This window comes from Thioclava dalianensis, from assembly GCF_000715505.1.
GTDB lineage: Bacteria > Pseudomonadota > Alphaproteobacteria > Rhodobacterales > Rhodobacteraceae > Thioclava > Thioclava dalianensis.
Window position 1 is genome coordinate 1 of record NZ_JHEH01000010.1, and the last position, 26,995, is coordinate 26,995.

Here is a 26,995-nt window from a genome sequence, read left to right on the forward strand (position 1 = left end):
CCCTGCTGTCCGGCGCGGCATGCGGGCGGGGCAGATATCCCTCGGGGGTGACGAGAAATCCACCCTCTTCGCGCAGGACACTGACCCGCGCGCCCATGGACAGCCCCATCACCTCGCCCCGCTTGATCGAGGCCTCGCGGTAGAGATGCGTGGCCCGCGCAGTCACGATATGGGTGGGCTCCAACATTGGCGCGGCCGCACCGGCCTCGATCCAGCCGCAATACCCATCCCACGCCGCCTGCACGAAGGCATGCGTCTCCAGCCGCTCGATCACCGTGATCGCCGCGCCAAACACAAGCTGGCGGTCGCGCGGCCCATCGGGCGCGGGGCACAGATCACAGACAGGCACGGTGATCCACGCGGGCTCGCCGCGGGTGTAGCGCTCGGCCTCAACCGTATCGCGCAGGCTCTCCAGCGCGACCCGGCCCGAAAACGGCATGCGCCGGCGGTCGCTCATGCCAGCGCCTCGGGCAGTGCGGCAAAGATCGCCCGCGCCCCCTGCCCCACACCGCCTTTGGGGCGCGCAGGCGCAGAGGCCGGTTGCCAGCCATAGATGTCGAAATGCGCAAACCGCGCCGTATCGGTCACAAAGCGGCGCAGGAACAAGGCCGCCGTGATCGAGCCCGCCATGCCACCTGAGGGCGCGTTGTCGAGATCGGCAATGCCCGGCTCGATCTTGCTTTCATAGGGCGCCCAGAACGGCATGCGCCACAGCGGATCGGCCTGCGCGGTGCCCGCCTGCATGAGGGCCTGCGCGAGGGGGTCATCATCGGTGTAAAAGGGCGGCAGATCAGGCCCCAGCGCCACACGGGCCGCCCCCGTCAGCGTTGCCATACAGATCATCAGGTCGGGCTTGTCCTCATCGGCCAGCGCCAGCGCATCCGCCAGAACAAGACGCCCCTCGGCATCGGTATTGTTGACCTCGACGCTCAAGCCTTTGCGGCTGCGCAGGATATCGCCGGGCCGGAAGCTGTTGCCCGCCACCGCATTCTCCACCGCCGGGATCAGCACCCGCAGCCGGATCTTCGCGCCGGTCTGCATGATCATATGCGCGAGCCCCAGCACGGTGGCCGCCCCGCCCATATCTTTCTTCATCAGCCCCATCGAGGCTCCGGGCTTGAGGTTGAGCCCGCCCGTGTCGAAACACACCCCCTTGCCCACCAGCGTGAGCGCAGGCCCCGCATCGCCCCAGCGCAGATCGATCAGACGCGGCACGCTGGCAGCGGCGCGGCCCACGGCATGGATCATTGGGAAGTTCTGGGCCAACAGATCCTCTCCGGCGATCACCGAAACCTGCGCCTCATGGCGCTTGGCCAAGAGATGGACGGCGGCTTCAAGCGCATCGGGCGACATGTCAGAGGCGGGCGTGTTGATCAGATCGCGGGTCAGCGCCTCGGCCTCGGCCATCGCCTCAAGCTGGGCGCGATCCACCCCTTCCGGGCAGACCAGCCGCGCCTTGGGCGGGGCGGATTTGGCATAGCGCTCAAAGCGGTAGCCCGCGAGCAGCCAGCCAAGACAGAGCGCGTGCAGATCCAGATCCGGCGGTATATCGGCCAGCGCCCATGCCCCTTCGGCCAAGAGCGGCACGGCTTTGGCCAGCGCGAACCGGTCACGGCTACGGGCCTGCGCATCCCCCACGCCCAGCAAGGCGGCGGCAACGCCCTCCGGTCCGGGCAGCAGGCACAACGCCCCGGCCCCGGCGCCAAACCCCTGCGCCTTCGCAAACGCGGCCTGCGCCTTTGGCAAGGCGTCGAGACGCGCGGCGAGCGTATCGGATGACACGAGATGCAGCAAACGCGAGGCCCCGCCCGCTTCAGCAAAACGCATTTCGGGACGGGCGGCGAGAAACTCAAAGTCAGGCATGGCAGATCCTTGCGGAGGGGAAGCGCGCGCAGCCTAGCGCGCCCAGCCCTGCCTGCAAGGGATTACAGCCGAAGATCGCCCAGATCCCAGACTTCAGTCAGGGAGCGATCCGCGACCCGCATCAGCCGCGCCAAAACCGCCGCCTGCGCGGTGCCATCCCCAGAGGCGATACAATTTAACAGATCGCGCGCCACGACCACCATCGAGGTGAGCCCGACCTGATCGGCCAGATCCTCCATATGGCTCAGTCGCTCGGTCAGTTGCGCCCTGTCGCCACAGGCCGCGGCCGTCTCGATCCCGACAAGCGTTTCGGCCAGATCTTCCATCGCGAGCGAGATCACCCGCTCTGCACCACGCTCGCCCAGCTCGGCATAAAGCACCACGATTCGGGCGGGATCGAGCCCGCTTATTTCGTCACATGTAAGGTGAGACACCTGTGCCATCGCGACACCCCCTTCATATCCCCAATCAACTGCTGATCCCCACCAGCAGCGCGATCATGACATTGAGACATCAAGAAAGAGTTATATGCGGCCGGAAAAATCTCGTATCTAGGTACGTCTCGCGCTATCTGACGGATCACACGGTGAGCAACCGAAACGCGAGGGATCTATGAGAGAGCATGTCAAACCGCTTCCGACTTACCTTGTCAGCCGCTATCAGGGCTGGCACGCCACGTCCTATGCCGAAAACCGCGCTTGGTATCGCAGATTAGCAGATGAAGGGCAGCGGCCGCGCTCGATGATCATCGCGTGTTGCGATTCGCGGGTGCATGTCAGCTCCATGTTCGGAGCCGATCAGGGCGAGTTCTTCATCCACCGCAACATCGCCAATCTGGTGCCTGCCTTCACGCCCGACGGCGATCATCACGGCACCTCGGCGGCGGTGGAATATGCCGTCCAGAGCCTGAAGGTCGCGCATCTGATCGTGCTGGGCCATTCCAATTGCGGTGGCGTGGCAGGCTGTCATGCGATGTGCGCGGGGCAGGCCCCCGATCTGGAGGAGAAAAGTTCCTTCACCGGTACATGGCTCAACATCCTGCGTCCGGGCTATGAACGTGTGCTCGAACGGGCGCCCGCAGATCCGGTGACCGAGCTGGAGCGCGAAGCGGTTAAAGTCAGCCTCGAAAACCTGATGACCTTCCCCTTCGTGCGCGAGGCGCTGGATGCCGAGCGGATGACGCTGCACGGGCTGCGCCACGAAATCGGTGAGGGCACGCTGGAGCAATATGTCTCGTCGAGCGATCAGTTCGAGCCGCTCTAAATCGCGTGGGCGGGGCGAACCTGTTCATCAGACGTTAAGCTTGGCCGCGCATGCTGCCGGGCATGATGAAACATCTCTCCGTTACCCTCCAACTGCCGCTCGATCTTATTGAGCTGATCGACGCGCAGGCCCGATCCGAGGAAATTCCGCCCGCGGAAGTGATGCGGCGCGCGCTGCGCGCCGCACTCGCCCCCGAGCCCAGTTTCGACTTGATCAACCGCGCCGCGATGTCCCCAGAGGATGCGGCATTGCAAAGCGCGTTGTCGGTGGCATCGGGTTGGCTCGATCTGCAAAATCGTCTGGGTCAGGCGGGTTATGTGCTGCGCTTGGGCGTGGCGGGCGATCTGGGGCGGCTTGCGCTGCATGACCGCACCAGCCTGCAATTCCTGACCGCGCTCGACGAGATTGGCCCAACGATGGACGATCTCGCCTTGCGGTTTCGCGCGCCCTTTCCCGGCATTGCCGCCCAGCCGGGCGCACGCCCACCACAGACACCCCGGATCCTACCGGCATGGCTGCGCGGGCGGCGCGACAGTGCTTAGCGCAGCACCTGATCGGCAGGCCAGGTCAGCACGGTTTCGCTGCGCAGCTCTTTCTCGGCACCGGCAGGCAGATCGAAGCGCCACGCGACGACGCCGCGTTTATCGCCATACTCCGTCGTCTCGGGTTTCGGCGAGAACGACGTCGAGACTTTCAGATCGTCCTGTTCCGAATAGGGCACCCGGTCGATCACGCGCATCGGCCAATCGGTCTGGGTCAGGTTCTTCACCGTGATCTGCACCACCTCGCGCCGCTCGTTGGATTTCGAGATGATGCCCCGATCCCCCTCGCTTGTATCCGGCTCGGTCCGGCTCAGGCGCAGCCCCTCGATCGCACCGAAGCCAAGATGCAGATCGTCTCCGGCAGCGATCATCGGCAATTGGGTCTGACCGACCAGAGCGCCGCCCACAAAGAGGGTCGCGGGACCCGGCAGCAGGATCTCTCCGGTCGCGTTCTTGCCCTCGGCCACGCGGTAGGCCTGCGGATCTGACAGCGGGGCGGCCTCTGCGATCACCTCGACCGGCAGCACCTTGTCATCAAGCTTGAGGCGAAGATCATCGACCCCGTCGCGCAGATCGACCTTGCTGGGATAGTGATAGGTCACCGTCTCGCCCTGCATCTGCAACTTCGCCGTACCAGAGAAGGCCGCCTCCATCATCGGCGCAGGCGCGCCCGCCATATCGGCCACGCGCGCATTGCTTTTGGCCAGCGGCATCACCGGTCTGGGCGGGCCGCTGCTGACCTGCCGGGGATAGACCTCGGAGGGCGCGGATTGCGCACCGGGACGCGCGGTCGAGAGCGTCAGATCGACATCGCGCCAATCCTCACCCGAGGATTGATGCACCGAGACATAGCGTGTCATGTCGAGCTTGCCCGCCGCGCGATCCAGCCGCAGATCATAGGTCGGCTGCCATCCCGCATTATCGACGAAAGAGGTGATCGTGAGCGTGCCGGAGCCCTGCACCATGGCGCGCAGCACGTCGTGATCCTTGGCGGGGTTCTCCAGCGCATCAAGCGCCGCCTGCGCCTGTTTGACGGCCTTCTCCTGCGGGTCGAGCGCCTCGCGGGCGCGGCGCGCATCGGCCTCGGCGGCAATCGCGCGTTCCGAGGCGGCAAGGATCTGATCGCCCACCACCTGCGCGATCGCCTGCAGCTGGCTTGGATCGCTCACCTGCGTGCCAGCGCCCTTGAGGAAGGTGATCTGATCGCGCGCGGCCTGCGCCTTGGCCTCGATCGTGGCGACCTGATCCTTGGCATTGGCCAGCGCCTCGCGGGCCTGTGCCAACCGCTCACGGGCGGCCTTGATCGGCGCGCTGTCGACCTTTGCAAGCGCGGGCGCGCGGCCATCGATCAGGCTCACAGCTCCAACGCTCACCCCATCGCCCGAGACCCGCAGGCTCGAGATATCTGTGCCTTTGGGCAAGCCCGGCACCAGCACCTCATTGGTGCCGGAAGGCCCTGTGATCTGAACCTGCCGTACAACCTGCGCGCCCTGCGGGAACAGGGTGACGGAGTTGATCGTGGCGGGTGCCTCGATCGTATCGGCCAGAGCGGGGCACGCACCAAGAAGCAGTGCGGCGGTCAGGGTGATACGCATGAAAGTCCTCCTTGAACGGTGCGCGCAGGTTGGCCCCGCGCGCGGTCAAGTGCAATGGCCCGGATGCGCCCGGCGCGCGCATCTCGGCGAAACCACGCTGGCTCAGGACTTGTCCGGGGCGATCAACGCACCCAGCGCCGCGATCTCCGCCGCGCCCGAGACGCGGCATTTCTCCTCGAAGGCGCGATAGGCCCTGAGCGCGGCCTCGCCGGTCTCGGTCAGCCCCGCCCCACCGCCGCGCGATCCGCCGCGCGTGCTGTGCACCAACGGGGCGCGAAAGGCGCTGTTCATCTCTTCGACAAGGTTCCAAGCGCGCTTGTAGCTCATTCCCATCGCGCGGCCCGCCGCCGAGATCGAGCCTTCCGCGGCGATCCGTTCCAGCAGCTCTGCCTTGCCCGGCCCCATCATCGCCTCGCCGAAATAGAGGCGCATCTTCAATCGGGTCAGCTCCATCTCCCCTCCATGTCCCAGCGCGGATTGCGGGCCTGTCTGCATCCTGAAAGCGGGCGCAAAGCTTGGCAAGGCCTACGCCTCGCGCACGCCCCTTGCACTTGGCGCGACGCTCATGCAGCTTGGCGCCAGTTTTCACCGGAGCATTTATGCGCGCGACCATTGCGGGCCTCGTGGCAGGCTATCTCCTCAGTCAATTCTACAGAACCTGCCTCGCGGTTCTCGCCCCCATTCTCAAGACCGAGATCGGGGTGAGCAGCAGTGATCTGGCGGTCTCGCTGGGCCTGTGGTTTGCGGCCTTCGCGCTGGTGCAGATCCCGGTCGGTGAGGCGCTGGACCGGATCGGCCCGCGCCGCACGGTCTCGGTGATGCTGGCGGTGGGCGGCGGTGCGGGCGCTGCGCTTTTCGCGATGGCGGAAGGGCCGATTGCGATCCATTTCGCGATGATCCTGATCGGGCTGGGCTGCGCGCCGATCCTTGTCGGGAGCTATTTCATCTACGCCCGTTCGTTCAAGCCTGCGCTGTTCAGCACGCTGGCGGCCTCGACGATGGGCGCGGGCTCTCTGGGCAACCTTGCGGGGGCCACGCCGCTCGCCACCGCTATCGATACGTTTGGCTGGCGTCCGACGCTCTGGGGGCTGGCCGTCATCACGCTGGGCGTGGCGCTGCTCATCGCGGTGTTTGCGCGCGATCCCGAGCGGGTCGTCCAGCCCGAGGGCCGACGCGGCACGGCGCTTGATGTGCTCAAACTGCCCGGCTTCTGGCTGCTCTTGCCGCTGACGCTCGCCAATTACGCCCCGGCGGCAGGCATTCGCGGAGCATGGGCCGGGTCGTATCTCAGCGATGTGTTTGGCGCCGATACGCAGCTGATTGGCCGGGTCACGCTGATCATGGGGCTGGCAATGATTGCGGGCACCTTCGCATATGGTCCGGCGGATAGGCTATTGGGCAGCCTCAAACGGGTGATCGTGCTGGGCAATATCGTGATGGCACTGGCGCTGGCGGGACTGTGGCTGATGCCCGACCAGTCGATCTTGCTGGCGACCGTTCTGCTGGCGCTGGTCGGATTTTTCGGGGCGTCCTTCCCGATCATCATGGCGCATGGCCGCAGCTTTTACCCGCCGCATCTGACCGGGCGCGGCGTGTCAGTGCATAACATGTTCTCGATCCTTGGCGTGGCGATCATGCAATTCGCCTCGCGCCCGGTCTTCGAGGCCGCCTCCGCCGGACACTCCCCGCAAACCGCCTACGGATTGCTGTTTGCCTTTTTCCTCGCGCCGGTCGCGATCGGGTTGGGCTTTTATCTCTTTGCCCCCAGCCGGGGCGAGAGTTTAAACTAGGGCCTCCTTATGAAACAGATCGACGTCATAGCCCCCAATCTCAAGTGCCGCCTGTCGGGCGTGACGGCCACTGTCGTGCGGCTTGTGCCCTTGCAGGCCCGCATGATCGGGATCGTCGCCACCGGGCCGGGCCTGCCAGAGCACCTGCCCCATGTGCCTGTGTGGCGGCTGCCCTTCTTGCCGCGCCGCACCCGCGTATGGCATGCGCGGCGCAACACCGAGATGCTGCTGGGGCTGGTACTGCGCGATCTGCTGCGGATGCGGCTGCGGCTGTTGTTCACCTCGGCCAGCCAGCGGCAGCATTCGGGCTATACGAAATGGCTGATCGGCAAGATGGACCGGATCGTTGCGACCTCCTCGCGCACCGCCTCCTATCTGGAGCGCGAGGCCGATGTCATCTTGCACGGCATCGACACGCAAAGCTTCACCCCCGCCCCGGATCGCATGGCCCTGCGCGCCCAGCTGGGTCTGCCCACGAAAGGTCTGCTGGTGGGGTGCTATGGCCGGATCCGCGCGCAGAAGGGCACCGATGCCTTTGTCGATGCGATGATCGCAGCACTGCCCTCGCGTCCCGGCGTGACGGCGGTGGTGATGGGCCGCGCGGTGGGCGAGCATGCGCGGTTTCTGGGCGGGCTGAAGGAAAAGGTCGCGCAGGCGGGTCTTGCCGGGCGGATCCTGTTTCAACCCGAGGTCGACGTTGATCAGATGGCCGATTGGTACCGCGTGCTTGATCTATATGTCGCGCCGCAGCGCTGGGAGGGCTTTGGCCTGACCCCGATTGAGGCGATGGCTTGCGGCGTGCCGGTCGTGGCCACCCGTGTGGGCGCTTTCGAAGAGATCGTGACGCCTGAGACCGGTGCGCTGGTCGCGCCCGGAAAGCCTCAGGCGCTGGCCGAGGCCGCGGCGATGTTTCTTGACGACCCCGACCGGCTGGACGCGGCGCGCGAGGCCGCGCGTCTGCGCGCGCAATCCGCCTTTGCCCTCGAGCGCGAAGCCGAGGCGCTGGTAGCGATCTATCGCGAGATGCTGGCGTGACGCGGCTGGGCTTTTTGATAGCGCGCAGCCTGCGGCGCGAGGCACCTCTGGCCACCCTCTCAGTCTCGCAAGACGCGCTTCTGGCCGAACTGCGCGGGAAATCCGTGGCGCTGGTGGGCAATGCCCGCGCACTGGCTGAGACGACGCAGGGCGCGCAGATCGACGCCCATGACGTCGTGATCCGCATCAACCGCGCGCCGATGCCCGATGCGCAAAGCCACGGGACGCGCACTGATTGGCTGGGGCTTGCGACCCGATTGCCGCAAGCCGACCGCAGCCGGATCGCGCCTGCGCGCATTTTGTGGATGAGCCACAAGCGCAAGCGGCTGGATTGGCAAAGCGCCACAAGCCCCGGCTTCTACCTGCATCCGCTGAGCGCTTATCACGCGCTCAAATCCCGACTTGGCGCGCAGCCCACGACGGGGGCGATGCTGATCGACATGCTCGCAGGCTCTGCGCTGGCGCGGCTCGATCTCTACGGGTTCGACTTTTTCGCCTCGCGCTCGCTCTCGGGATCGCGCAGCGCCGAGAATGTGCCGCATGATTTCGCAGCCGAGGCGCAGATGGTCGAGGCCCTTATCGCCCGCGATTCCCGCATCATTCGGAACTGATCGGGCGCTCACCCCTTTCATTTTCTTGATGAAGGCGCTATCAGCGCCTCTGTTCTTTTTGGGCAAGGAGGTCCTAATGGGCTATAAAGTCGTCGTTGCAGGCGCCACGGGTAATGTGGGCCGCGAAATGCTGAACATTCTGGCCGAGCGCCAGTTCCCGGTCGATGAACTGGTCGCGCTCGCGTCGCGCCGGTCGCTTGGTACTGAGGTCAGCTTTGGCGATAAGACCCTGAAGACAAAGGATCTGGAGGGCTTCGATTTCACCGGATACGATATCGCGCTCTTCGCGATCGGTTCGGATGCGACGAAGAAATATGCCCCCATCGCAGCCTCGCAGGGCTGTGTGGTGATCGATAACTCCTCGCTCTACCGCTATGACCCCGACGTGCCGCTGGTCGTGCCGGAAGTGAACCCCGAAGCGGTCGATGGCTATACCAAGAAAAACATCATCGCCAACCCGAACTGCTCGACTGCGCAAATGGTCGTGGCGCTCAAGCCGCTGCATGATCGCGCGCGCATCAAGCGCGTGGTGGTGAGCACCTACCAGTCGGTTTCCGGCTCGGGCAAGGCTGCCATCGATGAGCTGTGGAACCAGACCAAGGGCATGTATGTCCCCGGTCAGGAGGTTGAGCCCAGCGTCTATCCCAAGCAGATCGCGTTCAACGTGATCCCGCATATCGACGTGTTCCTCGATGACGGCTCCACCAAGGAAGAGTGGAAAATGGTCGCCGAGACCAAGAAAATCGTCGACAAGTCGATCAAGCTGACCGCGACCTGCGTGCGCGTTCCGGTCTTTGTGGGCCATGCGGAATCGATCAATATCGAGTTCGAGGAATTCCTCGACGAGGACGAAGCCCGCGACATCCTGCGTGAAGCGCCGGGCATCATGGTGATCGATAAGCGCGAAGATGGCGGCTATATCACGCCGGTCGAGTGCGTCGGCGATTTCGCGACCTTCATCTCGCGGATCCGTCAGGACAGCACGATCGAGAACGGCCTCAACCTGTGGTGCGTGTCGGACAACCTGCGTAAAGGCGCGGCCCTCAACGCGGTGCAAATCGCGGAAACGCTGGGCAATCGCTGCCTGAAAAAAGGCTAAGCTGCGCGCGAGCGTAGCCAGAAACAGACCGCCCGGGGGTTTCCCCGGGCGTTTTTTATGGGGCACTGGCGAGAGCGAATGCCGCCCCCTCCTGCCCCGCGGATATAAAAGAACGCGCGAGGGGATCCTCGCGCGCTCCGGGTCTTTACGGCTGTCAGCGCATTAGGCGTCGACGGTTTCGACCTGCTTACGCTCCGATTTGGCGGGGCCAGCAATCTCGATCTGACGGGGTTTGAGCGCCTCGGGCACTTCGCGCACCAAATCGATATGCAGCATCCCATCCTCATGGCTTGCGCCCGTGACCTTCACATGATCGGCCAGCGCGAAACGGCGGTCGAAGGCGCGGGTCGCGATACCGCGATGCAGATAGGTGCGGGTGTCGTCCTCGGCCTTGCGCCCGGTCACGATCAGCGCGCCTTCCTTCATCTCGACGCCCAACTCATCAGAGCCGAAACCGGCAACGGCGATCGAGATGCGATAGGCATTCTCGTCGATCTTCTCGATGTTGTAGGGCGGATAGGTCGGCTGCGCGAGATCATGCGTCAGAGCACGGTCCATCAGGTCCGCCACGCGGTCAAAACCGACAGTGGCACGGTAGAGCGGCGAAAGATCAAAGCTTCGCATGGTATCATCCTCTCTTGAGCGATGTTGAACACCCGCCCGATCGTCCGGGCCGGGCTATTGTGACACGGGACCCGTCATGGCATCCCGATGGTTCAGAATTTGGGGAGTGAAATTCGCCGTTTCAAGAGGGGAAATCTCTCTCAGGGGCGCAGAAATTTCGCGCCAGTATTCGACCCGCCGCCGCGCAGAATGCGCGGCTGGCCCGTGCGCTCGGGCGTCTCATCTTGCGGGCGGACCTGACGCGCCCCGGTCTGCACCTCAGGCGCGCCCTCGATCACACCGCGCCCGGAGCGCAGGTTCGCCTTGAGCTGCGCCACGATGGCCGGAAGCTCCATCCCATAGGCCTGAACCTTGCCGTCCTTGCGCGCGCCCGAAGAGACCAGCGAGACGATCTGCGCGCGCTGCCCCGCCGACACGCCGCTGCGATCAAAGACCGGCGCCCCCGAAGAGCCGTGATCGACATCGCAGTCAAAGCCGATCAGCCCCTGCGCATGACCGAACACGGTGCAATCGCGCTGCCATGACAGCGCGCCAGACCGCCCGCGCGCATAGGACACGACGCTGACCGCCGCCCCCTTGCCGCCCGCATCGCCCACGCGAAACCACGCGGCGGTCGAGCTGGGGATCGGCGTTGCCAGCTGCAACAGCGCGACATCGTGGCGGATCGTGTCGACCGAGATCGGCACAAAAGGCGCATAGGCGGGGTCTGCGATCATCCGCGCGACCGGGCGCGAGGCGATCTCGCGCGCGCCGGTTTGTCCTGCGAGAAATGTCAGATCGGCGGGGGCGCGCGCCTGCCGCGTGGTGCGATCAAAGATGCAATGCCCCGCCGTGAGCACCAGATCGGGCGCGATCAGCACCCCGGTGCAATACCCGTTCGCCCCGATCCGCACCTTGCCGACCGCTTCCCAGCCGAACAGATCCGCGCGGCGCGACAGGCGGTCGAGCCCGGTTTCGGCCTGCGCAGGCGCCCCGCTCTGACCCAGAACGAACAGCGCCGTAAGGGCGATGAGGCTGCGTTTGATCATCGCCATCGGGGTCTCCTCAGGGGCGCAAGAACTTCGCGCCATTGGTGTGAACTTCCTGGCCGCCCGGTGCGCGCTCGCGCGAATCCATCTCGGCGCGCAGATCCGCGACGCCACTGATCAGCGCCCCGATCGAGACCGGCTCTTTGCCCAGCTCCGCCTTGGCCGACACGACCGAAACGATCCGGGGCACCCCGTCGCGCAGGGTAAAGACCGGCGCGCCCGAGGCTCCAAAATCGACCGAACAGGTCATCACCACCGTGCTGTTCTCGCGCGCGATGACCTTGCAGGCGCGCTGCAGCGAGGGCGCCTCCGAGCGACCGCGCGCATAGGACAGAACCCCCACCGTCTCGTCGCGCACGGGCACCGCGCTTTCGAGCGAAAACAGGCGGAGCTGCGGCAGGCGCACCGGTTGGCTCAGCTCGACCAGCGCCAGATCGAAGGAAGAGCGCGACAGGCGATGGGGCCCGTCATAGTGATAGGAGGGATGGGCAATCGCGCGGCGGATCTTGCGATAGGCCAGCGCCCGCCCATTGCGCCAACCCGCGCGGAACTCCATGTCGCTGGCCGCGATCATCGCGCCGGTGCGCTTGTCATACAGACAATGCGCCGCGGTGAGCACCAGATCGGGCGCAATCAGCGTGCCGGTGCAAAAGCTGCCATGCCCGAGATCGAGCTTGCCCACGGCCTCCCACCCGCGCGAAGAATCGCCGGTATCGAGCCGCGTGAGCGCAGGATCCGCGCGAACGGGAAACGCCAGCGCAAGCAGGATAAAGGCAAGAATGGGCAAACGCATCGGCGGCTCCGTCGGGGGAATTCGGGGCTGATCAGTCTTGAGATAGCCTCGGATTAGGGCCGATTTGTGACGCCATGCAAGGATTTACGCACTCAGCGCGCGCGGTTTTGGCCCACCCGTTGCCCAATCGAGCAGCTCGACACTATGCACCACCGGTATCCCAGTGCCGCCCGCGATCTGCATCATGCAGCCGATATTGCCCGCCGCGATCACCTGCGGTGCCTTGGCCTCAAGCGTCGCGACTTTACGTTTGCGCAGCTCTTGCGCGATCTCGGGCTGCAGCAGGTTATAGGTGCCCGCCGAGCCGCAGCACAGATGGCTGTCGGCGGGCTCGACCACCTCGAACCCCGCCTGCCGGAGCAGATCTTTGGGCGCGGCTTTGATCTGCTGGCCATGTTGAAGCGAGCAGGCCGCGTGATAGGCCACGCGCAAAGCGCCGGGCTCTGCCTTGGGATTTTGGCGCTCAGGCAGGCCGATCCGCGCGACAAATTCCGAGATGTCGCAGGCAAGCTCTGCCACTTTTGCCGCCTCCTGCGCATGCGGGCCGTGGCGCAGCATCTCGCCGTAATCCTTGACCGTGGTGCCGCAACCCGAGGTGTTGATGATCACCGCGTCCAGCTCTGGCTCGGCGAGATAGGCGCGGATATTGGCCAGCGCCTGCGCATGGCTCTCACCCTCGCGGCCCATGTGATGCGCCAGCGCGCCGCAGCAGCCAAGCCCCTTGGGGATCACAACCTCGCAGCCCAGCCGCCGCAAAAGCCGGATCGTGGCATCGTTGATATCAGTGTTGAGCGCGCGCTGCGCGCAGCCCGTCTGCAGCGCCACGCGGTAGCGTTTGCGGCCCTCGGGCGCGAAGACCTGCGGGTCGTCATTGCGCGAGACCGGCGGGATCACCTTCGGCGCCATCTCAAGCATCGCGCGCAACCGCCGGTCGGGTAGGAAACGCGCAAAGGGGCGGGCCAGTTTCGCCCCGCCCATCGCCAGCCGGAACCGCCCCGGATAGGGCAGAATCCGCGCCAGCGTTGCGCGCAGCAGCCGGTCCATCAGCGGGCGCTTATAGGTCTTTTCGACATGGGCGCGCGCATGATCAATCAGATGCATGTAATCGACGCCCGAGGGGCAGGTCGACACGCAGGCCAGACAGCTCAGGCAGCGATCCAGATGCTTGACCGTCTTGGCATCGGCTGGGCGGTCATTCTCCAGCATGTCCTTGATCAGATAGATCCGCCCACGCGGGCTATCCAGCTCATCGCCCAGCACCTGATAGGAGGGACAGGTCGCTGTGCAAAACCCGCAATGCACGCAGGCGCGCAGAATGGAATTGGAGCGCGCAATGCCCGGATCTTCAAGCTGCTCGGGGGTGAAATTGGTCTGCATCAGCTCATCCTTCCGGGGTTGAGAATGCCACGTGGATCGAACTGCGCGCGCAGCCCCGCCGAGAGGGCCGCGACCGGGGCGGGCTCTGGCTGGAACACCGCGCCCTCCGCCGCCCCGCGCATCAAACTGGCATGGCCGGTATAGGGGCTGGCCTGCGCGCGCGCATCCGTACCCTCTGGCATCAGCGCCCAGATCAGCCCGCCGCCCCAGTCGAGCACGACCTCGCAGCCCAGCCGCGCGATAATGCCCGGCGCATCGCCGGGTTTGACCGACAGACGCCACAGATCGCCGTCACGACCCACAAAGGGCGTGACATCGCGCAGCGCCTGCCACAGCGCGGCTGAGCCATCCTCTTCGATCCGGGCCGGGCCAAAGCGCTCCAGAAGCATGCGGACCTGCGCGGCCCGGTAGCGCACCGATGCCGCCAGCCCCTCCAGCCGCACGATCGCGCCGGTGCCGGGCAGCCAGCCCGCGCCCGAGACGTCGTAGGGCGAGGCCAGGGCCGCGGCGAGCGCGGTCGGTGCCGCCCCGGCGGGCAGATCGAGCACCACGGTCGCCTGCGCAGGCGCGGCGGGCAGCAGCTTGAAGGCCACCTCGCTCAGCGCGCCGAGCGTGCCCCAGCTGCCCGCCAGAAGCCGTGCCAGATCATAGCCCGTTACGTTCTTCATCACCCGACCGCCCGATTTGATCGCATCGCCGCGCCCGTCCACGAACCGCACGCCAATCAGGCTGTCGCGACAGGCCCCGGCCTGAATCCGGCGCGGGCCCGAGACATTCGCGGCCACCACGCCGCCAATCGTGCTTGCGCCCGCAGCGCCCAGAACGGGCCCCCAAAGCGCAGGCTCAAAAGGCAGGCGCTGGCCTTCGGCCGCCAGCGCGGCCTCGATCTCGGCCAGCGGCGTGCCGGCGCCCGCGACCATCGTCAGCGCGCCCGGCTCATAAAGCGAAATCCCCGCAATCGCGATCTCAAGCGGTGTGCCAAAGCTGCGCCCCACGGGCCGCGTGCCGCCGCCCGTGATCGAAAGCGGCCCCTGCGCATCGCGGATCGCCTCGGCCAGTTGCGCCTCTGTGGTGACTTTCATAAAGATGCGCCCCCGTCGCCTGCCCTGCGCGCCGCGCTGCTTGCGAGGGGAAATACCTTGGCCGGGTTGAGCAGCCATTTCGGATCGAACACGTCTTTCACGCGCATCTGCGCCTCCAGATCTGCGGGGCCAAATTGCACCTCCATCAGGTCGCGCTTTTCGATGCCCACTCCATGCTCTCCAGTCAGACACCCGCCCACCGCGACACAGAGCTTGAGGATCTCCGCCCCCAAAGCCTCGCATTGCGCCTGCTGCCCGGGCGCATTGGCATCATAGAGGATCAGCGGATGCATATTGCCATCGCCTGCGTGAAACACATTGGCCACTTCCAGCCCGTATTGCGCAGAAAGCGCCTCGATCCCGCGCAGCACATGGGGCAGCTCGGAGACCGGGATCGTGCCATCGAGACACATGTAATCGCCCAGCTGTCCCATCGCGCCAAAGGCCGATTTGCGGCCCAGCCAGATCCGGGCGGCCTCTTCGGGGCTTTGCGCCTCGCGGAACTCGACGGGATCATGGCGCGCGGCGATCTCGCGGATCAGGCCGATCTGCTCGTCGATCTCGGCGGGGCTGCCCTCGCATTCGACAATCAGAAGGGCCGCGCAATCGGGATAGCCCGCGCCGCAAAACGCCTCGGTCGCGCGAATGCAGGGGCGGTCCATAAACTCGATCGCGACCGGCAAGATCCCGGCGCGGATGATATCGGCCACGCAGGCCCCCGCGATCTCATTGGCCGAAAACCCGATCAGTACCGGGCGTGCGCCTTCGGGCTTGGGCAGGATCTTGAGCGTGGCCTCGGTCACCACGCCCAGCTGTCCCTCGGAGCCGCAGACCAGCCCCAGCAGATCGAGCCCCGGCGCATCGAGACTGCCCGTGCCGCCGATCTCGATCACCTCGCCCGCCATCGTGACCAGCGTGACCCCCAAGAGGTTATTCGTCGTCACCCCGTATTTCAGACAATGCGCGCCGCCCGAATTCATCGCGATATTGCCCGAGATTGCACAGGCGAGCTGGCTGGACGGATCGGGGGCGTAGAACCAGCCGTCGCTTTCGACCGCGCCGGTCACGGAGAGGTTGGTGCGCCCGGCCTGCACCCGGATCAGACGGTTGGTGTAATCGGTCTCAAGCACCGCGTTCATCCGCGCAAGCCCCAGCACGACGCTATCGGCCTGCGGCATCGAGCCGCCCGCAAGCGAGGTGCCCGCGCCGCGCGGCACTACGGGCACGCCCATCTCGTGCAGTAGGGAAAGGGCGGCTGCAACCTCGGCGGTTGAGCGGGGCAGCACCACGGCCAGCGGCTGACAGCGATAGGCCGAGAGCGCATCGCATTCATAGGCGCGCGTCTCGGCGGGATCGTCGATCACCGCATCGGCGGGAAGCACATCGCGCAGCCGCGCCACGATCTCGGGCTTGCGCGCCAGAATTGCAGCCTTCGGGTCCGGCATCTCCATCGTCTTCCCTCCCTATTTGGTAAACAAATATAACCAATCATGCCCCGTGACAAGACAGCGCGAGACGGGCTAACTGAGGCTATGAGCCAAATCTATCACATCGGCCCGCTTGGGCTCCTCGATCTCGCCGCGCTGGCCTTCCTTGTGATCTGCTGGGTCGGGATCGGCTGGGTCACCGAACATTCGCCGCCCCATCGTCCCTCGATGGGCGAGATCATGGCCGCCTATCGGCGCGAATGGCTGCGCCAATTGGTGACCCGCCAGCCGCGCATCTTCGATTCGCAGATGGTGGACGGGCTGCGCCAATCGACGACCTTCTTCGCCTCGACCGCGCTGATCGCAATCGGCGGCGGGCTGGCGCTGATCGGCAACCCCCAGCCGCTGACCGATATCGCGAGCGATTTCGACATCGGCCAAGGGCCGAGCCTGTTGTGGGAGGCGCGGATTTTGACAGCGGTGCTGTTTGGCGCCAACGCCTTTCTCAAGTTCGTCTGGTCGCATCGGCTGTTTTCCTATGCCGCCATCGCGATGGCCGCCGTGCCCAACAACCCCGAGGATCCGCTGGCCTATCCGCGCGCGGCGCAAGCGGCGCAAGTGAATATCAACGCCGCCAAAAGCTTCAATCGCGGGCTGCGCTCGGTCTATTTCGCGCTGGCGACGCTCGCGTGGATGCTGGGCCCTGTGGCGCTGATTGCGGCGACGGCCTTTACCACGGCGATGCTGTGGCGGCGCGAATTCGCCTCGGAATCGCGTCAGGCCCTGCTCGATAACAGCCCCGAATAAGCGCCTAACCATTGAGATCACGCAGCAGGCGGCTGTGTTTGCGCAGCTCGGCCAGGACCGCGCCAAACCGCGTCAGACCGCGCGCCTGCAACACCGCTGAGAGCTTGAGAAACGCCTCCGCCGTGGCCACCGTATCGCCAAGCGCCGTGTGGCGCGCCTCCTCGGGAATGGTGATCCCCAGCCGATGGGCCAGCGCGTCGAGCGTGTGGGTCTGCGATTGGCCAAACACCACCGCCGAGAGCAACACCGTATCGAGCACCGGATTGTCGAACCGCGCGCCAATCTCGTCCTGCCTGCGGGTGAGAAAAGCCATGTCGAAAGGCGCGTTATGGGCCACAAGCACCGCGCCTTCGGCAAAGCGGTGAAACTGACGAACAGCCTCGGGGACCGAGCAGGCGCCTTGAACCATCGCATCGGAAATCCCATGGATCGCCGCCGCCTGCGCCGGGATCGGACGGCCCGGATCCACCAGCATGTCGAACACCTCCCCCGCGACGCGCCGCCCGTTGACGATGCGCACCGCCGCGATTTGCACGATCTCATCGCCCGCCTCGGGCGCAAGCCCGGTCGTTTCGGTGTCAAACACCACGTAAGTCAGATCGGCGAGCGGCGTCTCGGCAATCGTGCCGGTCGCCCCCCGCGCAAGCAGATCGAAATCATAGACCACCCGGCGCGTTGCGGGGGCCGGGCGCGCGGTGACGTGGCGTGCCTCGCGCAGCGGCAGGCAGAGCCGCCCGCGCCCGTCGGGCAGCGTCTCGGGCCAGATTTCGGTGGCATGGATCTGCAGCACGCGCCGCCCGGTCAGCTCTGCCCCCCCGGTATCGAGCGGCTGATCGAGCCAGCTCTCCAGCGCGCGGATCTCGACCGGCGCACCGACCCATTCCAGCGCGATCAAAGCCCCCACCCCCTCTTGCATGATCTCAAGGCGCAGGTTGTCGCGCGGGCGCAGATGCCGCGCCAAATTTGCAAGCAAGGCCACCAGCTCGAAGCCCTCGCAGCGCAGCATCAGCGCGGCACTCACTGGCAAAAGCGCGCCGCCCTCAGCCTCGACCCGCGCCGCCACCGCCTGCCCCAGATCCGAGGCCCGGATCATCGAGAGCGGCCACCAATCCGCCCGGGTGGCCTCGTGTCGCGCGAAGACATCGTGGATCGCATCGGAGAGCTGGCGCGTCTCGCTGCGGGCCGCCGCGCGGATCGGATCGCGCGCCGGATCTGTGCCCGCCTCATCCGGGCCGGTCAGTACGTCGATCAAGGATTGCAGCGCGGCGGCGGGGCGTCGAATGCGCTCGAACAGCTCATCGATCAGCTGCGTACGTGCATGGTGGGTGGCCATGTCGCCCGACACATCGCGCAGCGTCAGAACATAGCCCGGGTGCCCCCCGGCCTGCGCATCCTGCGGTACGGCCAGCCGCCGCATCCGCGCGGCCAGCACCAAACCCCCATCGACCGTGGCACAGAGCAGATCGGTCGCAGCTTCAGGATCTTTCGTCATACCAAGCCGCTCATAGGCATGCGAAATCGGCCCGGCGGTGAGGTATTCGAAGACCCGCCGATCGAGCCCCGGCGCATGGGCTGACCCCAGAAGATCCACCGCAGCCCCGTTGTAAAACGCGATCTGATGCTCAGCGGTGCAGAGCAACACGCCCACCGGGACATCTGCCAGCAAGGCCTCAAGGCGCTCTTTTTCCTCTGCAAGCCGGGTCGTCTCGCGCGCGACCACTGTGTTCAGCGCGTGGCGGGTCTCGGAGAGCGTCTGCGCCATGGCCCCCGCAGCCGGGGTCAGATCGCCGAGAAAGGGGGCATCGCGGGTCTCGATTTGCGCGCCCGCATCCGCCGCGCCATGCGCGCGCAACAGCCCTGCGAGCCGCTCAACCGGTTTGACGAGATGGGTGTCGAAAAACAGCCAAAGCCCCGCGATCAGGCCGAGGCTGACAAAGCCCGCAGCAATCCCGCCCGCGAGCATCGGGCTGCGCAGATCGGGCGCAGGCTCGCGCGTATAGCCAAGGATCAGCCCGCCTGCCAGCGCCGCCAGAACACCCACGGCCAGCGCCGCGAACAACAACAGCACCCGGAGCCGCAGGCTGAACCGGGCACCGGACATCAGGCCGAGGCCTCGTCGAGAATGCGGCGCAGCTCGGCGCGCAGCTCGCCCAGCTCGAAGGGCTTGGCGATAAAGCCATCCGCGCCAAGCGCGAGGCCCTTGCGCCGCTCCATCGCCGAGCCGCGCGCGGTCATCATCAGGATGCGCACATCGGCCAGCGCCGCATCGGCGCGCACCTTCTGGCAGATTTCATAGCCCGACACTTCGGGCAGCATCACGTCGAGCAAAACGAGGTCCGGGCGGGTCTCGCGGATTTTCTCAAGCGCGCCGCGCCCGGTTGCGATCCGCTCATGCGCATAGCCCTCGCGCCCCATCAGGTAATCGAGCGCGATGGCGATGTTATCCTCATCCTCCACGATCAGCACATGCTGTGTCTTGCCCGGCTCGCCCATCCCTTTATCCTTTCGCGCAGACCGCTTGCAGCCCCGGATCTTGGGCGCTCAGCTTGACCCATTTGCCGCCCGAAAGCGTACCGTCACTATTCAGACTGGCCCCGGCGATCAGGTCCGCCCGCTGCCCATCGTCGCAATTATACACCGTCGGCACGGTTTGCAGCGGCTGCCAGCGCCCGATCAGCAGCAGGTCGGTTTCGGCCAGATCCGGACGGCTGGCAATCGGATGGGTGACCTGCGCGCCATCGACAGCCATGAAGCGCGTCACCATCGGCACGAGATAGGTCCAGGGCCGCCACGCGACCCGCTCATCCACCGCTTGCAGCACCACCACCGTGTCAGGCATGGCGTCGCGGGTGTGCGGATACCAGCTATACTCGTTCCAGATCGTGTAGCCGATCAGCGCCGCTCCGATCGCGGCCGGCATCGCCCATTTGGGCAGTTTCTGACCACGGAATTTCTTGCTCATGTGGTTGAGCAGGAACATCACCAGCGCCGCGAGAGAGCCTGCCGCAATGGTCGAGATAAAGTCGTTGGTCATGGAGCGTCCTAACTGATCGGGCCTTTGCCGTGGCCCAAGGCGGATTGCATGGTGCGCACGACGACAAAGGCATCGCGCAGGTGGGAGCGTTCGAAATCCGACAGATCGGAGGGGGCGAGGTAGTTGTCGGGCGCACGCCCCGAGCGGATCAGATGCGCCTGATTTTCAAGCCTGCGCGCGGCGATCAGGTCATAGGCCTCGATCAGATCGCGCGCGCCCGAATGCGAAAGCTGACCCGCCGCCTCCGCCGCGATCAGCCGGGCGCGGGTATTGACCTCGGGCAGACGCCCGCGCAGCGCATAGACCCGCGCGAGATCGGCCACCGGCACGACGCCGTTATGCTTCATGTCGATATGGTTGCGATGCTCGCCCGAGCGGATCGTGGCAAAGCCGCGCAGCAGGCCCAGAGGCGGCGTATGTTTGAGCGAATTGGCGATCATATGCGCCACGAAAATCGAATTCTTCGACGCCTGCTCGAGCGTTACCTCTTGCAGCCCCGCAAAAAGCCCCGCACCGCCGCCGCCGATTGCGCGCAGATCGAACATCACCGAGGCCAGCATCTGCGCCTCGGGATTGGGGGTGGCGATCCAGCCCTCGAAATAGGATCGCCAGACCCGCACCGGCTGGCACCAGCGCGGATTGGTGGCCATCATATTGCCCGGGCAATAGACATAGCCGCAGGCATTGAGCCCATCCGAGACGATCCGCGCCAGCGCGTGGAAATAGGTCATATCCTGCGCGCCCACCGCATCATCGAGGATCAGGCAATTGTCCTGATCGGACACCCCGGTCTGCTCGCGTCGGCCCTGACTGCCACAGGCCATCCAGAGGTAGGGCACAGGTGGCGCGCCCAGCTCGGCCTCGGCCATCGCAAGCAAGCGGCGCGTCACCGCATCCGCGATATCGGTGATCAGCCGGGTCACGACCTCATGGGTGTGATGCCCGCCCACGAGCTGCATCAGAAGCTGCGGAATGCGCGCGGTGACGGCGGCCATATCGGCCACGTCCACAGCGCCCGCCACATCGCGGATCAGCACCGCCGAAGAGACGGCCTGAAAGCGGGTCAGATCGGTCTGGGTGACCATCCCGACAAACCGACCCTGATCCATGATCGGCAAATGGCCGATCCGCTTTTCCAGCATGACATTCAACAGATCCGAGCCCAGCGCATCGGGGCCAAGCGTCACCGGATCGGCTGTCATCACCGCCTGAACTTGTGTCTCGGGCAGGCGTCCCTCGGCCAGAACCTTATTGGTCAGGTCGCGCTGCGTAAGGATACCGCGCAGCGCGCCGTCAGCGCCGATCACCACCAGCGACGAGATCTGCTGGTCACGCATCAGCCGGGCGGCCTCGGCCACGGTGGCATCCGGCGCACAGGAGATCGGCTTGCGCGTCATCAGATCGGCGATCTTCATCGTGGTAATCGAGGGGCTGCGCGGCTCCGAGCTGCGCGCCCGATTGAAAAACCGCGCAAAGCTCGGCACGTCGTGCAAGAGCGCGCGGAACGGCTCGGGCGGCAAGACCAGCAGCACCGTCTCGGCGCTCGCCGTGGCGCGGGTCGCAGCCAGCCCGTCGCGCATCAGCCCGCGCTCGCCAAATGTGTTTCGCGGTCCAAGGATCGAGACCAGCGCACCGTTGGAATCCGTGATTTCGACCGCGCCGCGCTCGATCAGATAGATCCCCTCAAGCGGGCGGCCATAGGTATAGATGCAGGCCCCGGCCTTGACCTCCCTGCGGCGGAAGGAACTGGCAACAGCCTCCAGCTCGTTGCGCGGCAGGGTGTCATAGGGATGAACGGTTTCAAGAAACGCGAGGATCGGTGTCGGATCGGCGCTCATGATCTCGGTCCTTTGGGGGAAAAGAGGCGCCCCGCACCAACGGGACGCCCCGGGAAACGTCTGGGTCGGGCAGGGCCTTACGCCCCCGCCCGACGCGTGGTTTCAGTGGTCGGTCGCAGCCCCCGCCCCGCGCGGGATACGGATCGACTCGACCAGTTCCTTGATGTCCTCGGGCGTGTCTTTCGTCGCGTTCGACACCACGAAGGCGGTGATGAAGTTGAGAACCGCACCGACAGCCCCGAAGGAGGTCGACTTGATCGAGAGGATCATCGGGTCCGCATCCGTGAAGCTGTTGGTGCCGGGGATGAAGAACCAACCCTTGTGCAAGAAGATGTAGACCACCGTCGTCACGAGACCGACAAGCATCCCCGCAACCGCGCCGGAGTTGTTGATCCGTTTCGAGAAGATCCCCATCATCAGCGCAGGGAAGATCGAGCTCGCCGCAAGGCCGAAGGCCAGCGCAACCGTCTGGGCCGCAAAGCCCGGCGGGTTGAGACCGAGATAGGTCGCCACCACGACCGCCACCGCCATCGAGATCCGGGCCGCCAACAGCTCGCCCTTCTCTGAGATGCCGGGGTTGATCTGCGACTTGATCAGGTCATGCGAAACGGCAGACGAAATTGCCATCAGCAGGCCCGCAGCCGTCGAGAGCGCCGCGGCCAAACCACCGGCTGCCACCAGCGCGATCACCCACCCCGGAAGGTTTGCGATCTCGGGGTTGGCCAGCGTGATGATGTCGCGGTTCACGGTCAGCTCGTTGGCGGGCTTACCGTCGGTCGGGTCCTTATAGGCGTTGTATTCAATCCGGCCATCGCCGTTCTTGTCGTCGAAGGTCAGAAGCCCGGTCTTGGCCCAGTTGCGCACCCAAGCGAGGTTCGCATCGTTGTCGATCGCGCTCAGCTCAATCGCAGGCTGGCTCACGCCTTCAGGATAGAAGGTGTTGATCAGGTTCAAACGCGCCATCGCACCCACAGCCGGGGCCGTAAGGTACAGAAGGGCGATGAAGACAAGCGCCCAGCCCGCCGAGCTGCGCGCATCCGCCACTTTCGGCACGGTGAAGAAGCGCACGATGACATGGGGCAGACCGGCGGTACCGATCATCAGCGTCATCGTGAACAGGAACAGGTTGAGCGTGGTGTCATGCTGGCCGGTATAGGACTGGAAGCCAAGATCGGTGACCAGACTGTTGAGCGTCGAGAGCAGCGGCTGACTGGTACTGGTATCGGTCGAGAACAGACCGAGCGCCGGGATCGGGTTGCCCGTCAGCTGAAGCGCGATGAAGATCGCCGGGATCGTATAGGCGATGATCAGCACGATGTACTGTGCCACCTGCGTGTAGGTGATGCCCTTCATGCCGCCCAACACTGCATAGAGGAACACGATAGCCGCGCCAATGAAGAGGCCGGTCGTGTTGTCCACTTCGAGGAAGCGCGAGAACGCCACGCCAACGCCGGTCATCTGACCGATCACATAGGTGATCGAGGCGACGATCAGGCAGATCACGGCCACGGTGCGCGCGGTCTGGCTGTAGAACCGGTCGCCGATGAATTCCGGGACCGTATATTTGCCGAATTTGCGCAGATAGGGCGCAAGCAGCATGGCCAGCAGCACATAGCCACCCGTCCAGCCCATCAGATAGGCCGAGGTGTCGTAACCACCGAATGCGATGATGCCCGCCATCGAGATGAACGAGGCGGCCGACATCCAGTCAGCGCCCGTGGCCATGCCGTTGACGACCGGATGCACGCCGCGACCTGCGGCGTAGAACTCGGATGTGGAGCCCGCACGGGCCCAGATCGCGATGCCGATGTAGAGCACGAATGTCGCGCCCACCACCAGTAGGTTAAGGGTAAACTGATCCATCCCTCATACTCCTCCCTGAGTATTTTATTCTTCGACGCCGTACTCGCGATCGAGTTTGTTCATCCGCCACGCGTAGACGAAGATGAGCACAAGAAATACGAGGATCGAGCCCTGCTGGGCGAACCAGAAGCTAAGATCGGTGCCGCCGAATTTGATGCCCGACAGCATCGGGCGCAGCAGGATGCCGAAGCCGAAAGATACGACGAACCAGATCACCAATGAGATCTGGATCATCCGGATATTCGCCTTCCAATAGGCGTTGGACGATGATGTGTCCGCCATAAGCGTTACTCCCATAACAATGTCTCCCAAGGCTGGCCCCCTCCCCGGGGCCAACCGCTCCCTCACATCAGGTCGATACGCGCGAAACGATCGTCCCGAGCTCCGAAGCGATCGTGTCGATGGAGCCCATCGCGTCGATCTCTTCGAGAACACCGAGCGCCCGGTAATGGGCGATCAGTGGCGCCGTCTGCGCGTGGTAGGCCTCCAGCCTTGCACGCGCCGTCTCGGCTGTGTCGTCGGCCCGGCGCTTGAACTCCGTGCCTCCGCAAGTGTCGCAAACGCCCGAAGTCGCGGGCTGTTTGAAATCGTCGTGATAGCCTTCGCCGCAGGCCGCACAGCTATAGCGCCCCGCGACCCGCGCGATCATTGCGTCATCATCGACGCGCAGGCTGATCGCGGCGGTCACCGCCTGCCCCGCATCGGCCAGAAGCCCATCGAGCGCTTCGGCCTGCGCGGCGGTGCGCGGAAACCCGTCAAGGATCACTCCGCGCGCCACGTCAGGTTCCGCCATTCGGTCGCGCAGGATCTCGAGCACGATCTCGTCCGAGACCAAGCCGCCGCTTTCCATGACGGACTTCGCAGCCAGCCCGGCGGGTGTTTTCGCGGCAACCGCTGCACGCAGCAGATCGCCGGTCGAGAGCTGCACAAGGCCGACGCGTTCTTCAAGCAGGCGCGCCTGCGTGCCTTTGCCCGCGCCGGGCGGACCCAGCAGGATCAGCACCGCAGAGCAGGTCTCGGTCATTGGATCATGCCGCCCCATCAGCCCTTATTTCCCCGATTTGCGATCAGGTCATCGACGACGGACGGATCGGCCAGCGTCGAAATATCGCCAAGGCTGCCATGGTCGTTTTCGGCGATCTTGCGCAGGATGCGGCGCATGATCTTGCCCGAGCGGGTTTTCGGCAGGCCCGGCGCCCATTGGATGATATCGGGCTTGGCAATCGGGCCGATCTCGGTGCGCACCCAAGTCTCCAGCTCTTTGCGCAGCGCATCGCTGGGGTCTTGGCCGTTCATCAGCGTGACATAGGCGTAGATGCCCTGCCCCTTGACCTCATGCGGGTAGCCCACAACGGCGGCCTCAGCGACGGCGGAATGCGCAACCAGCGCGCTTTCGACCTCGGCCGTGCCCATCCGATGGCCCGAGACGTTGATCACGTCGTCCACACGACCGGTGATCCAGTAATAGCCATCCTCATCGCGACGGCAGCCATCGCCGGTGAAGTAATAGCCTTTGTACTGGCTGAAATAGGTCTCTTGGAACCGCTCGTGATCGCCCCAGACGGTGCGCATCTGACCCGGCCAGCTATCGGCGATGCACAAGACGCCCTCGGCCTCGGTCGCCTCTTGCACCTCTGCGGTCTGCGGATCGAGCACCACCGGCGCCACACCGAAGAAAGGCAGCGTTGCAGAGCCCGGCTTGGCCGCGATGGCACCGGGCAGCGGGGTCAGCATATGCCCGCCGGTTTCAGTCTGCCAGAACGTGTCGACGATGGGACATTTGCCCTTGCCGACATGCTGATCATACCAGATCCACGCCTCGGGATTGATCGGCTCGCCCACGGTGCCCAGCACCTTGAGCGAGGACAGGTCGTATTTCTCGACCCATTCCGCACCTTGCCCCATCAGCGCGCGGATCGCGGTGGGCGCGGTGTAGAACTGGTTGACCTTGTGCTTTTCGCACACGGCCCAGAACCGGCCCGCATCGGGATAGGTCGGCACGCCCTCGAACATCAGCGTGGTCGCGCCATTGGCCAGCGGCCCGTAGACGATATAGCTGTGCCCCGTGACCCATCCGACATCGGCAGTACACCAGAAGACATCGCCGTCATGATAGTCGAACGTGTATTGATGCGTCATCGCGGCATAGACGAGATATCCGCCCGTCGTATGCACCACCCCTTTGGGCTTCCCGGTGGAGCCCGAGGTATAGAGGATGAACAGTGGATCTTCGGCATTCATCGGGCGCGGCGGGCAGTCAGGACTTGCGGTCTCCATCAGGGCTTTGACATCCACATCGCGGCCCTCGACCCAAGTGGTCTGGTCGCCGGTATGTTTCACGACAAGGCAGCGCACCTTGTCAGAGCAATGCAAGAGCGCCTTGTCCGCATTGGCCTTGAGCGCAGTCGAGCGCCCGCCCCGCGGCGCCCCGTCCGCGGTGATCACCAGCTTGGCCCCGGAATCGTTGATACGATTGGCCAGCGCGTCGGGTGAGAATCCTGCAAAGACGATCGAATGCACCGCCCCGATCCGGGTGCAGGCCAGCATCGCATAGGCGGCCTCGGGGATCATCGGCAGGTAGATCACCACCCGGTCGCCGCGCATCACGCCTTGGCTGAGCAGCACATTGGCGAAGCGATTCACCTTCTCGCTCAGCTCGCGATAGGTGATGTGCTGGGCCGGTGCATCCGGGCTGTCGGGCTCAAAAATGATTGCTGTCTGATCGGCGCGGGTCGCCAGATGACGGTCGACGCAATTGACCGAGGCATTCAGCACCCCGTCCTCGAACCACTTGATCGAGACATTTCCGTAGGTGAAATCGGTGTTCTTGACCTTGGTATAGGGCGTGATCCAGTCAAGCCGCTTGCCCTCGCGCGCCCAGAACCCCTCGGGATCGTCCATCGATTCCCGATACATCTCACGATATTTCGCAGCATCTGCGTGGGCATTCTCAAATCCCGCAGGGATATCCTTCTTGGCCGGGATGTGATGCGCTTGGTCCTGAGCCGTCATGGGCGTCCTCCCTCAAAATACAGATTGCGGCGCGGCGTCACCTCCTCGCACGCAACCGCCTTGCGCGCAGCTTACCTCAAGCAGGGTGTAAACTAAAGTATAAATTTTTTGTAACTCCCTTTTATCATTGGATTTTTCAGTTAATTTATTCACACAAAGGTTGAGTGATTTGTAAACTTTGCAAATTTCGCATGGATTTCTACACGCATGATCAAGCGTTTGAATGTAGCGAAGGCTGAAAAATGCGGCATTTTGCAAAGCCCGCGCGCCTCCAATAGCTGCAGACCTGATGCGCGCACAAGAAAAGGCGCG

At 64.9% G+C, this 26,995-nt stretch carries 25 protein-coding genes and 1 pseudogene; 7 read left to right on the forward strand and 19 right to left on the reverse strand.

What is annotated here, in order from left to right:
* The 3 genes and pseudogenes from DL1_RS09795 to DL1_RS09805 form a co-directional block, all read right to left on the reverse strand.
* A pseudogene (locus DL1_RS09795) lies at positions 1-457 on the reverse strand (NLP/P60 hydrolase); the annotation flags it as partial.
* Positions 454-1,863 carry a leucyl aminopeptidase family protein gene (locus tag DL1_RS09800; RefSeq protein ID WP_081856310.1) on the reverse strand — a complete coding sequence of 470 codons (1,410 nt, stop codon included), beginning with the start codon at positions 1,861-1,863 and terminating at the stop codon, positions 454-456. The pseudogene DL1_RS09795 and the gene DL1_RS09800, both read right to left, overlap by 4 nt.
* Positions 1,864-1,925: 62 nt before the next feature.
* Positions 1,926-2,306, reverse strand: a complete 381-nt coding sequence (locus DL1_RS09805) for a hypothetical protein (RefSeq protein ID WP_038065534.1) — start codon at positions 2,304-2,306, stop codon at positions 1,926-1,928.
* Positions 2,307-2,475: 169 nt separating this feature from the next.
* On the opposite strand from DL1_RS09805, the gene DL1_RS09810 reads away from it, so the two are divergent.
* Positions 2,476-3,126 carry a carbonic anhydrase gene (locus DL1_RS09810; RefSeq protein ID WP_038065536.1) on the forward strand — a complete coding sequence of 217 codons (651 nt, stop codon included), beginning with the start codon at positions 2,476-2,478 and terminating at the stop codon, positions 3,124-3,126.
* Between the two features lie 62 nt (positions 3,127-3,188).
* Complete coding sequence (locus DL1_RS09815; protein ID WP_162178742.1) at positions 3,189-3,668, forward strand: ribbon-helix-helix protein, CopG family; 480 nt, start codon at positions 3,189-3,191, stop codon at positions 3,666-3,668.
* Here the strand turns inward: DL1_RS09815 and DL1_RS09820 are convergent.
* On the reverse strand, positions 3,665-5,263 hold the full coding sequence (locus tag DL1_RS09820) for a DUF4139 domain-containing protein (protein ID WP_038065539.1): 1,599 nt from the start codon (positions 5,261-5,263) through the stop codon (positions 3,665-3,667). The genes DL1_RS09815 and DL1_RS09820 overlap by 4 nt on opposite strands.
* 102 nt (positions 5,264-5,365) lie before the next feature.
* Positions 5,366-5,716 carry a winged helix-turn-helix domain-containing protein gene (locus tag DL1_RS09825; protein WP_038065542.1) on the reverse strand — a complete coding sequence of 117 codons (351 nt, stop codon included), beginning with the start codon at positions 5,714-5,716 and terminating at the stop codon, positions 5,366-5,368.
* A 146-nt stretch (positions 5,717-5,862) separates the two neighbouring features.
* Between DL1_RS09825 and DL1_RS09830 the strand changes: the two genes are divergently transcribed.
* The 4 genes from DL1_RS09830 (at position 5,863) to DL1_RS09845 (ending at position 9,798) form a co-directional block, all read left to right on the forward strand.
* The gene (locus DL1_RS09830) at positions 5,863-7,053 is read left to right on the forward strand and encodes an MFS transporter (protein ID WP_038065543.1); all 1,191 of its coding nucleotides are present in this window, start codon (positions 5,863-5,865) and stop codon (positions 7,051-7,053) included.
* Positions 7,054-7,062: 9 nt separating this feature from the next.
* A complete protein-coding gene (locus DL1_RS09835; protein ID WP_038065544.1) occupies positions 7,063-8,088 on the forward strand; it encodes a glycosyltransferase family 4 protein in 1,026 nt (341 codons plus the stop codon).
* On the forward strand, positions 8,085-8,699 hold the full coding sequence (locus DL1_RS09840) for a glycosyltransferase family 29 protein (protein ID WP_038065545.1): 615 nt from the start codon (positions 8,085-8,087) through the stop codon (positions 8,697-8,699). Before DL1_RS09835 ends, DL1_RS09840 begins: the two co-directional genes overlap by 4 nt.
* 76 nt (positions 8,700-8,775) lie before the next feature.
* A complete protein-coding gene (locus DL1_RS09845; RefSeq protein WP_038065546.1) occupies positions 8,776-9,798 on the forward strand; it encodes an aspartate-semialdehyde dehydrogenase in 1,023 nt (340 codons plus the stop codon).
* 162 nt (positions 9,799-9,960) lie between these two features.
* Here the strand turns inward: DL1_RS09845 and DL1_RS09850 are convergent, their stop codons facing one another.
* The 6 genes from DL1_RS09850 to DL1_RS09875 form a co-directional block, all read right to left on the reverse strand.
* Entirely contained in the window at positions 9,961-10,422 is a 462-nt protein-coding gene (locus DL1_RS09850; protein WP_038065548.1) for an Hsp20 family protein, read from the reverse strand.
* A gap of 140 nt (positions 10,423-10,562) precedes the next feature.
* Complete coding sequence (locus DL1_RS09855) at positions 10,563-11,456, reverse strand: trypsin-like serine peptidase (RefSeq protein ID WP_162178743.1); 894 nt, start codon at positions 11,454-11,456, stop codon at positions 10,563-10,565.
* A gap of 10 nt (positions 11,457-11,466) precedes the next feature.
* Positions 11,467-12,243: a trypsin-like serine peptidase gene (locus tag DL1_RS09860; RefSeq protein WP_038065549.1), complete on the reverse strand. Its 777-nt coding sequence runs from the start codon at positions 12,241-12,243 to the stop codon at positions 11,467-11,469.
* An 84-nt stretch (positions 12,244-12,327) separates the two neighbouring features.
* Positions 12,328-13,620: a glycolate oxidase subunit GlcF gene (gene glcF / locus DL1_RS09865; RefSeq protein WP_038065550.1), complete on the reverse strand. Its 1,293-nt coding sequence runs from the start codon at positions 13,618-13,620 to the stop codon at positions 12,328-12,330.
* Positions 13,620-14,702, reverse strand: coding sequence for an FAD-binding protein (locus DL1_RS09870; RefSeq protein WP_038065552.1), 1,083 nt, complete (start codon positions 14,700-14,702; stop codon positions 13,620-13,622). The genes glcF and DL1_RS09870 overlap by 1 nt, the downstream gene beginning before the upstream one ends.
* On the reverse strand, positions 14,699-16,153 hold the full coding sequence (locus tag DL1_RS09875) for an FAD-linked oxidase C-terminal domain-containing protein (RefSeq protein WP_038065555.1): 1,455 nt from the start codon (positions 16,151-16,153) through the stop codon (positions 14,699-14,701). Before DL1_RS09875 ends, DL1_RS09870 begins: the two co-directional genes overlap by 4 nt.
* Positions 16,154-16,234: 81 nt before the next feature.
* Here DL1_RS09875 and DL1_RS09880 point away from each other — a divergent pair, with 81 nt between their 5' ends.
* A complete protein-coding gene (locus DL1_RS09880) occupies positions 16,235-16,936 on the forward strand; it encodes a DUF599 domain-containing protein (RefSeq protein WP_038065557.1) in 702 nt (233 codons plus the stop codon).
* A gap of 4 nt (positions 16,937-16,940) precedes the next feature.
* On the opposite strand, the gene DL1_RS09885 is transcribed toward DL1_RS09880, so the two are convergent.
* The 8 genes from DL1_RS09885 to acs form a co-directional block, all read right to left on the reverse strand.
* The gene (locus tag DL1_RS09885) at positions 16,941-19,037 is read right to left on the reverse strand and encodes a 3'-5' exonuclease (RefSeq protein ID WP_038065559.1); all 2,097 of its coding nucleotides are present in this window, start codon (positions 19,035-19,037) and stop codon (positions 16,941-16,943) included.
* Complete coding sequence (locus tag DL1_RS09890; RefSeq protein WP_038065561.1) at positions 19,037-19,429, reverse strand: response regulator transcription factor; 393 nt, start codon at positions 19,427-19,429, stop codon at positions 19,037-19,039. Before DL1_RS09890 ends, DL1_RS09885 begins: the two co-directional genes overlap by 1 nt.
* Positions 19,430-19,433: 4 nt before the next feature.
* Complete coding sequence (locus DL1_RS09895) at positions 19,434-19,970, reverse strand: hypothetical protein (protein ID WP_038065563.1); 537 nt, start codon at positions 19,968-19,970, stop codon at positions 19,434-19,436.
* Positions 19,971-19,978: 8 nt separating this feature from the next.
* Entirely contained in the window at positions 19,979-21,808 is a 1,830-nt protein-coding gene (locus DL1_RS09900) for a DUF294 nucleotidyltransferase-like domain-containing protein (RefSeq protein ID WP_038065565.1), read from the reverse strand.
* Between the two features lie 102 nt (positions 21,809-21,910).
* On the reverse strand, positions 21,911-23,671 hold the full coding sequence (locus DL1_RS09905) for a sodium:solute symporter family protein (RefSeq protein ID WP_038065566.1): 1,761 nt from the start codon (positions 23,669-23,671) through the stop codon (positions 21,911-21,913).
* A gap of 24 nt (positions 23,672-23,695) precedes the next feature.
* On the reverse strand, positions 23,696-23,953 hold the full coding sequence (locus tag DL1_RS09910) for a DUF4212 domain-containing protein (protein ID WP_038065568.1): 258 nt from the start codon (positions 23,951-23,953) through the stop codon (positions 23,696-23,698).
* Positions 23,954-24,020: 67 nt separating this feature from the next.
* On the reverse strand, positions 24,021-24,713 hold the full coding sequence (locus DL1_RS09915; protein WP_051693466.1) for an adenylate kinase: 693 nt from the start codon (positions 24,711-24,713) through the stop codon (positions 24,021-24,023).
* Positions 24,713-26,683, reverse strand: a complete 1,971-nt coding sequence (gene acs / locus DL1_RS09920) for an acetate--CoA ligase (protein ID WP_038065571.1) — start codon at positions 26,681-26,683, stop codon at positions 24,713-24,715. Before acs ends, DL1_RS09915 begins: the two co-directional genes overlap by 1 nt.
* Between the last annotated feature and the right edge of the window lie 312 nt (positions 26,684-26,995).

Coding starts and splice junctions, on each gene's coding strand:
- DL1_RS09810 (WP_038065536.1), top strand. CDS start 2,476: ATGAGAGAGCATGTCAAACCGCTTCCGACTTACCTTGTCAGCCGCTAT.
- DL1_RS09830 (WP_038065543.1), top strand. CDS start 5,863: ATGCGCGCGACCATTGCGGGCCTCGTGGCAGGCTATCTCCTCAGTCAA.
- DL1_RS09835 (WP_038065544.1), top strand. CDS start 7,063: ATGAAACAGATCGACGTCATAGCCCCCAATCTCAAGTGCCGCCTGTCG.
- DL1_RS09915 (WP_051693466.1), bottom strand. CDS start 24,713: ATGGGGCGGCATGATCCAATGACCGAGACCTGCTCTGCGGTGCTGATC.
- DL1_RS09825 (WP_038065542.1), bottom strand. CDS start 5,716: ATGGAGCTGACCCGATTGAAGATGCGCCTCTATTTCGGCGAGGCGATG.
- DL1_RS09875 (WP_038065555.1), bottom strand. CDS start 16,153: ATGGAGATGCCGGACCCGAAGGCTGCAATTCTGGCGCGCAAGCCCGAG.
- acs (WP_038065571.1), bottom strand. CDS start 26,683: ATGACGGCTCAGGACCAAGCGCATCACATCCCGGCCAAGAAGGATATC.
- DL1_RS09815 (WP_162178742.1), top strand. CDS start 3,189: ATGATGAAACATCTCTCCGTTACCCTCCAACTGCCGCTCGATCTTATT.
- DL1_RS09855 (WP_162178743.1), bottom strand. CDS start 11,456: ATGGCGATGATCAAACGCAGCCTCATCGCCCTTACGGCGCTGTTCGTT.
- DL1_RS09910 (WP_038065568.1), bottom strand. CDS start 23,953: ATGGCGGACACATCATCGTCCAACGCCTATTGGAAGGCGAATATCCGG.
- DL1_RS09800 (WP_081856310.1), bottom strand. CDS start 1,863: ATGCCTGACTTTGAGTTTCTCGCCGCCCGTCCCGAAATGCGTTTTGCT.
- DL1_RS09870 (WP_038065552.1), bottom strand. CDS start 14,702: ATGAAAGTCACCACAGAGGCGCAACTGGCCGAGGCGATCCGCGATGCG.
- DL1_RS09860 (WP_038065549.1), bottom strand. CDS start 12,243: ATGCGTTTGCCCATTCTTGCCTTTATCCTGCTTGCGCTGGCGTTTCCC.
- DL1_RS09880 (WP_038065557.1), top strand. CDS start 16,235: ATGAGCCAAATCTATCACATCGGCCCGCTTGGGCTCCTCGATCTCGCC.
- DL1_RS09895 (WP_038065563.1), bottom strand. CDS start 19,970: ATGACCAACGACTTTATCTCGACCATTGCGGCAGGCTCTCTCGCGGCG.
- DL1_RS09890 (WP_038065561.1), bottom strand. CDS start 19,429: ATGGGCGAGCCGGGCAAGACACAGCATGTGCTGATCGTGGAGGATGAG.
- DL1_RS09845 (WP_038065546.1), top strand. CDS start 8,776: ATGGGCTATAAAGTCGTCGTTGCAGGCGCCACGGGTAATGTGGGCCGC.
- DL1_RS09905 (WP_038065566.1), bottom strand. CDS start 23,671: ATGGATCAGTTTACCCTTAACCTACTGGTGGTGGGCGCGACATTCGTG.
- DL1_RS09850 (WP_038065548.1), bottom strand. CDS start 10,422: ATGCGAAGCTTTGATCTTTCGCCGCTCTACCGTGCCACTGTCGGTTTT.
- DL1_RS09885 (WP_038065559.1), bottom strand. CDS start 19,037: ATGTCCGGTGCCCGGTTCAGCCTGCGGCTCCGGGTGCTGTTGTTGTTC.
- glcF (WP_038065550.1), bottom strand. CDS start 13,620: ATGCAGACCAATTTCACCCCCGAGCAGCTTGAAGATCCGGGCATTGCG.
- DL1_RS09900 (WP_038065565.1), bottom strand. CDS start 21,808: ATGAGCGCCGATCCGACACCGATCCTCGCGTTTCTTGAAACCGTTCAT.
- DL1_RS09820 (WP_038065539.1), bottom strand. CDS start 5,263: ATGCGTATCACCCTGACCGCCGCACTGCTTCTTGGTGCGTGCCCCGCT.
- DL1_RS09805 (WP_038065534.1), bottom strand. CDS start 2,306: ATGGCACAGGTGTCTCACCTTACATGTGACGAAATAAGCGGGCTCGAT.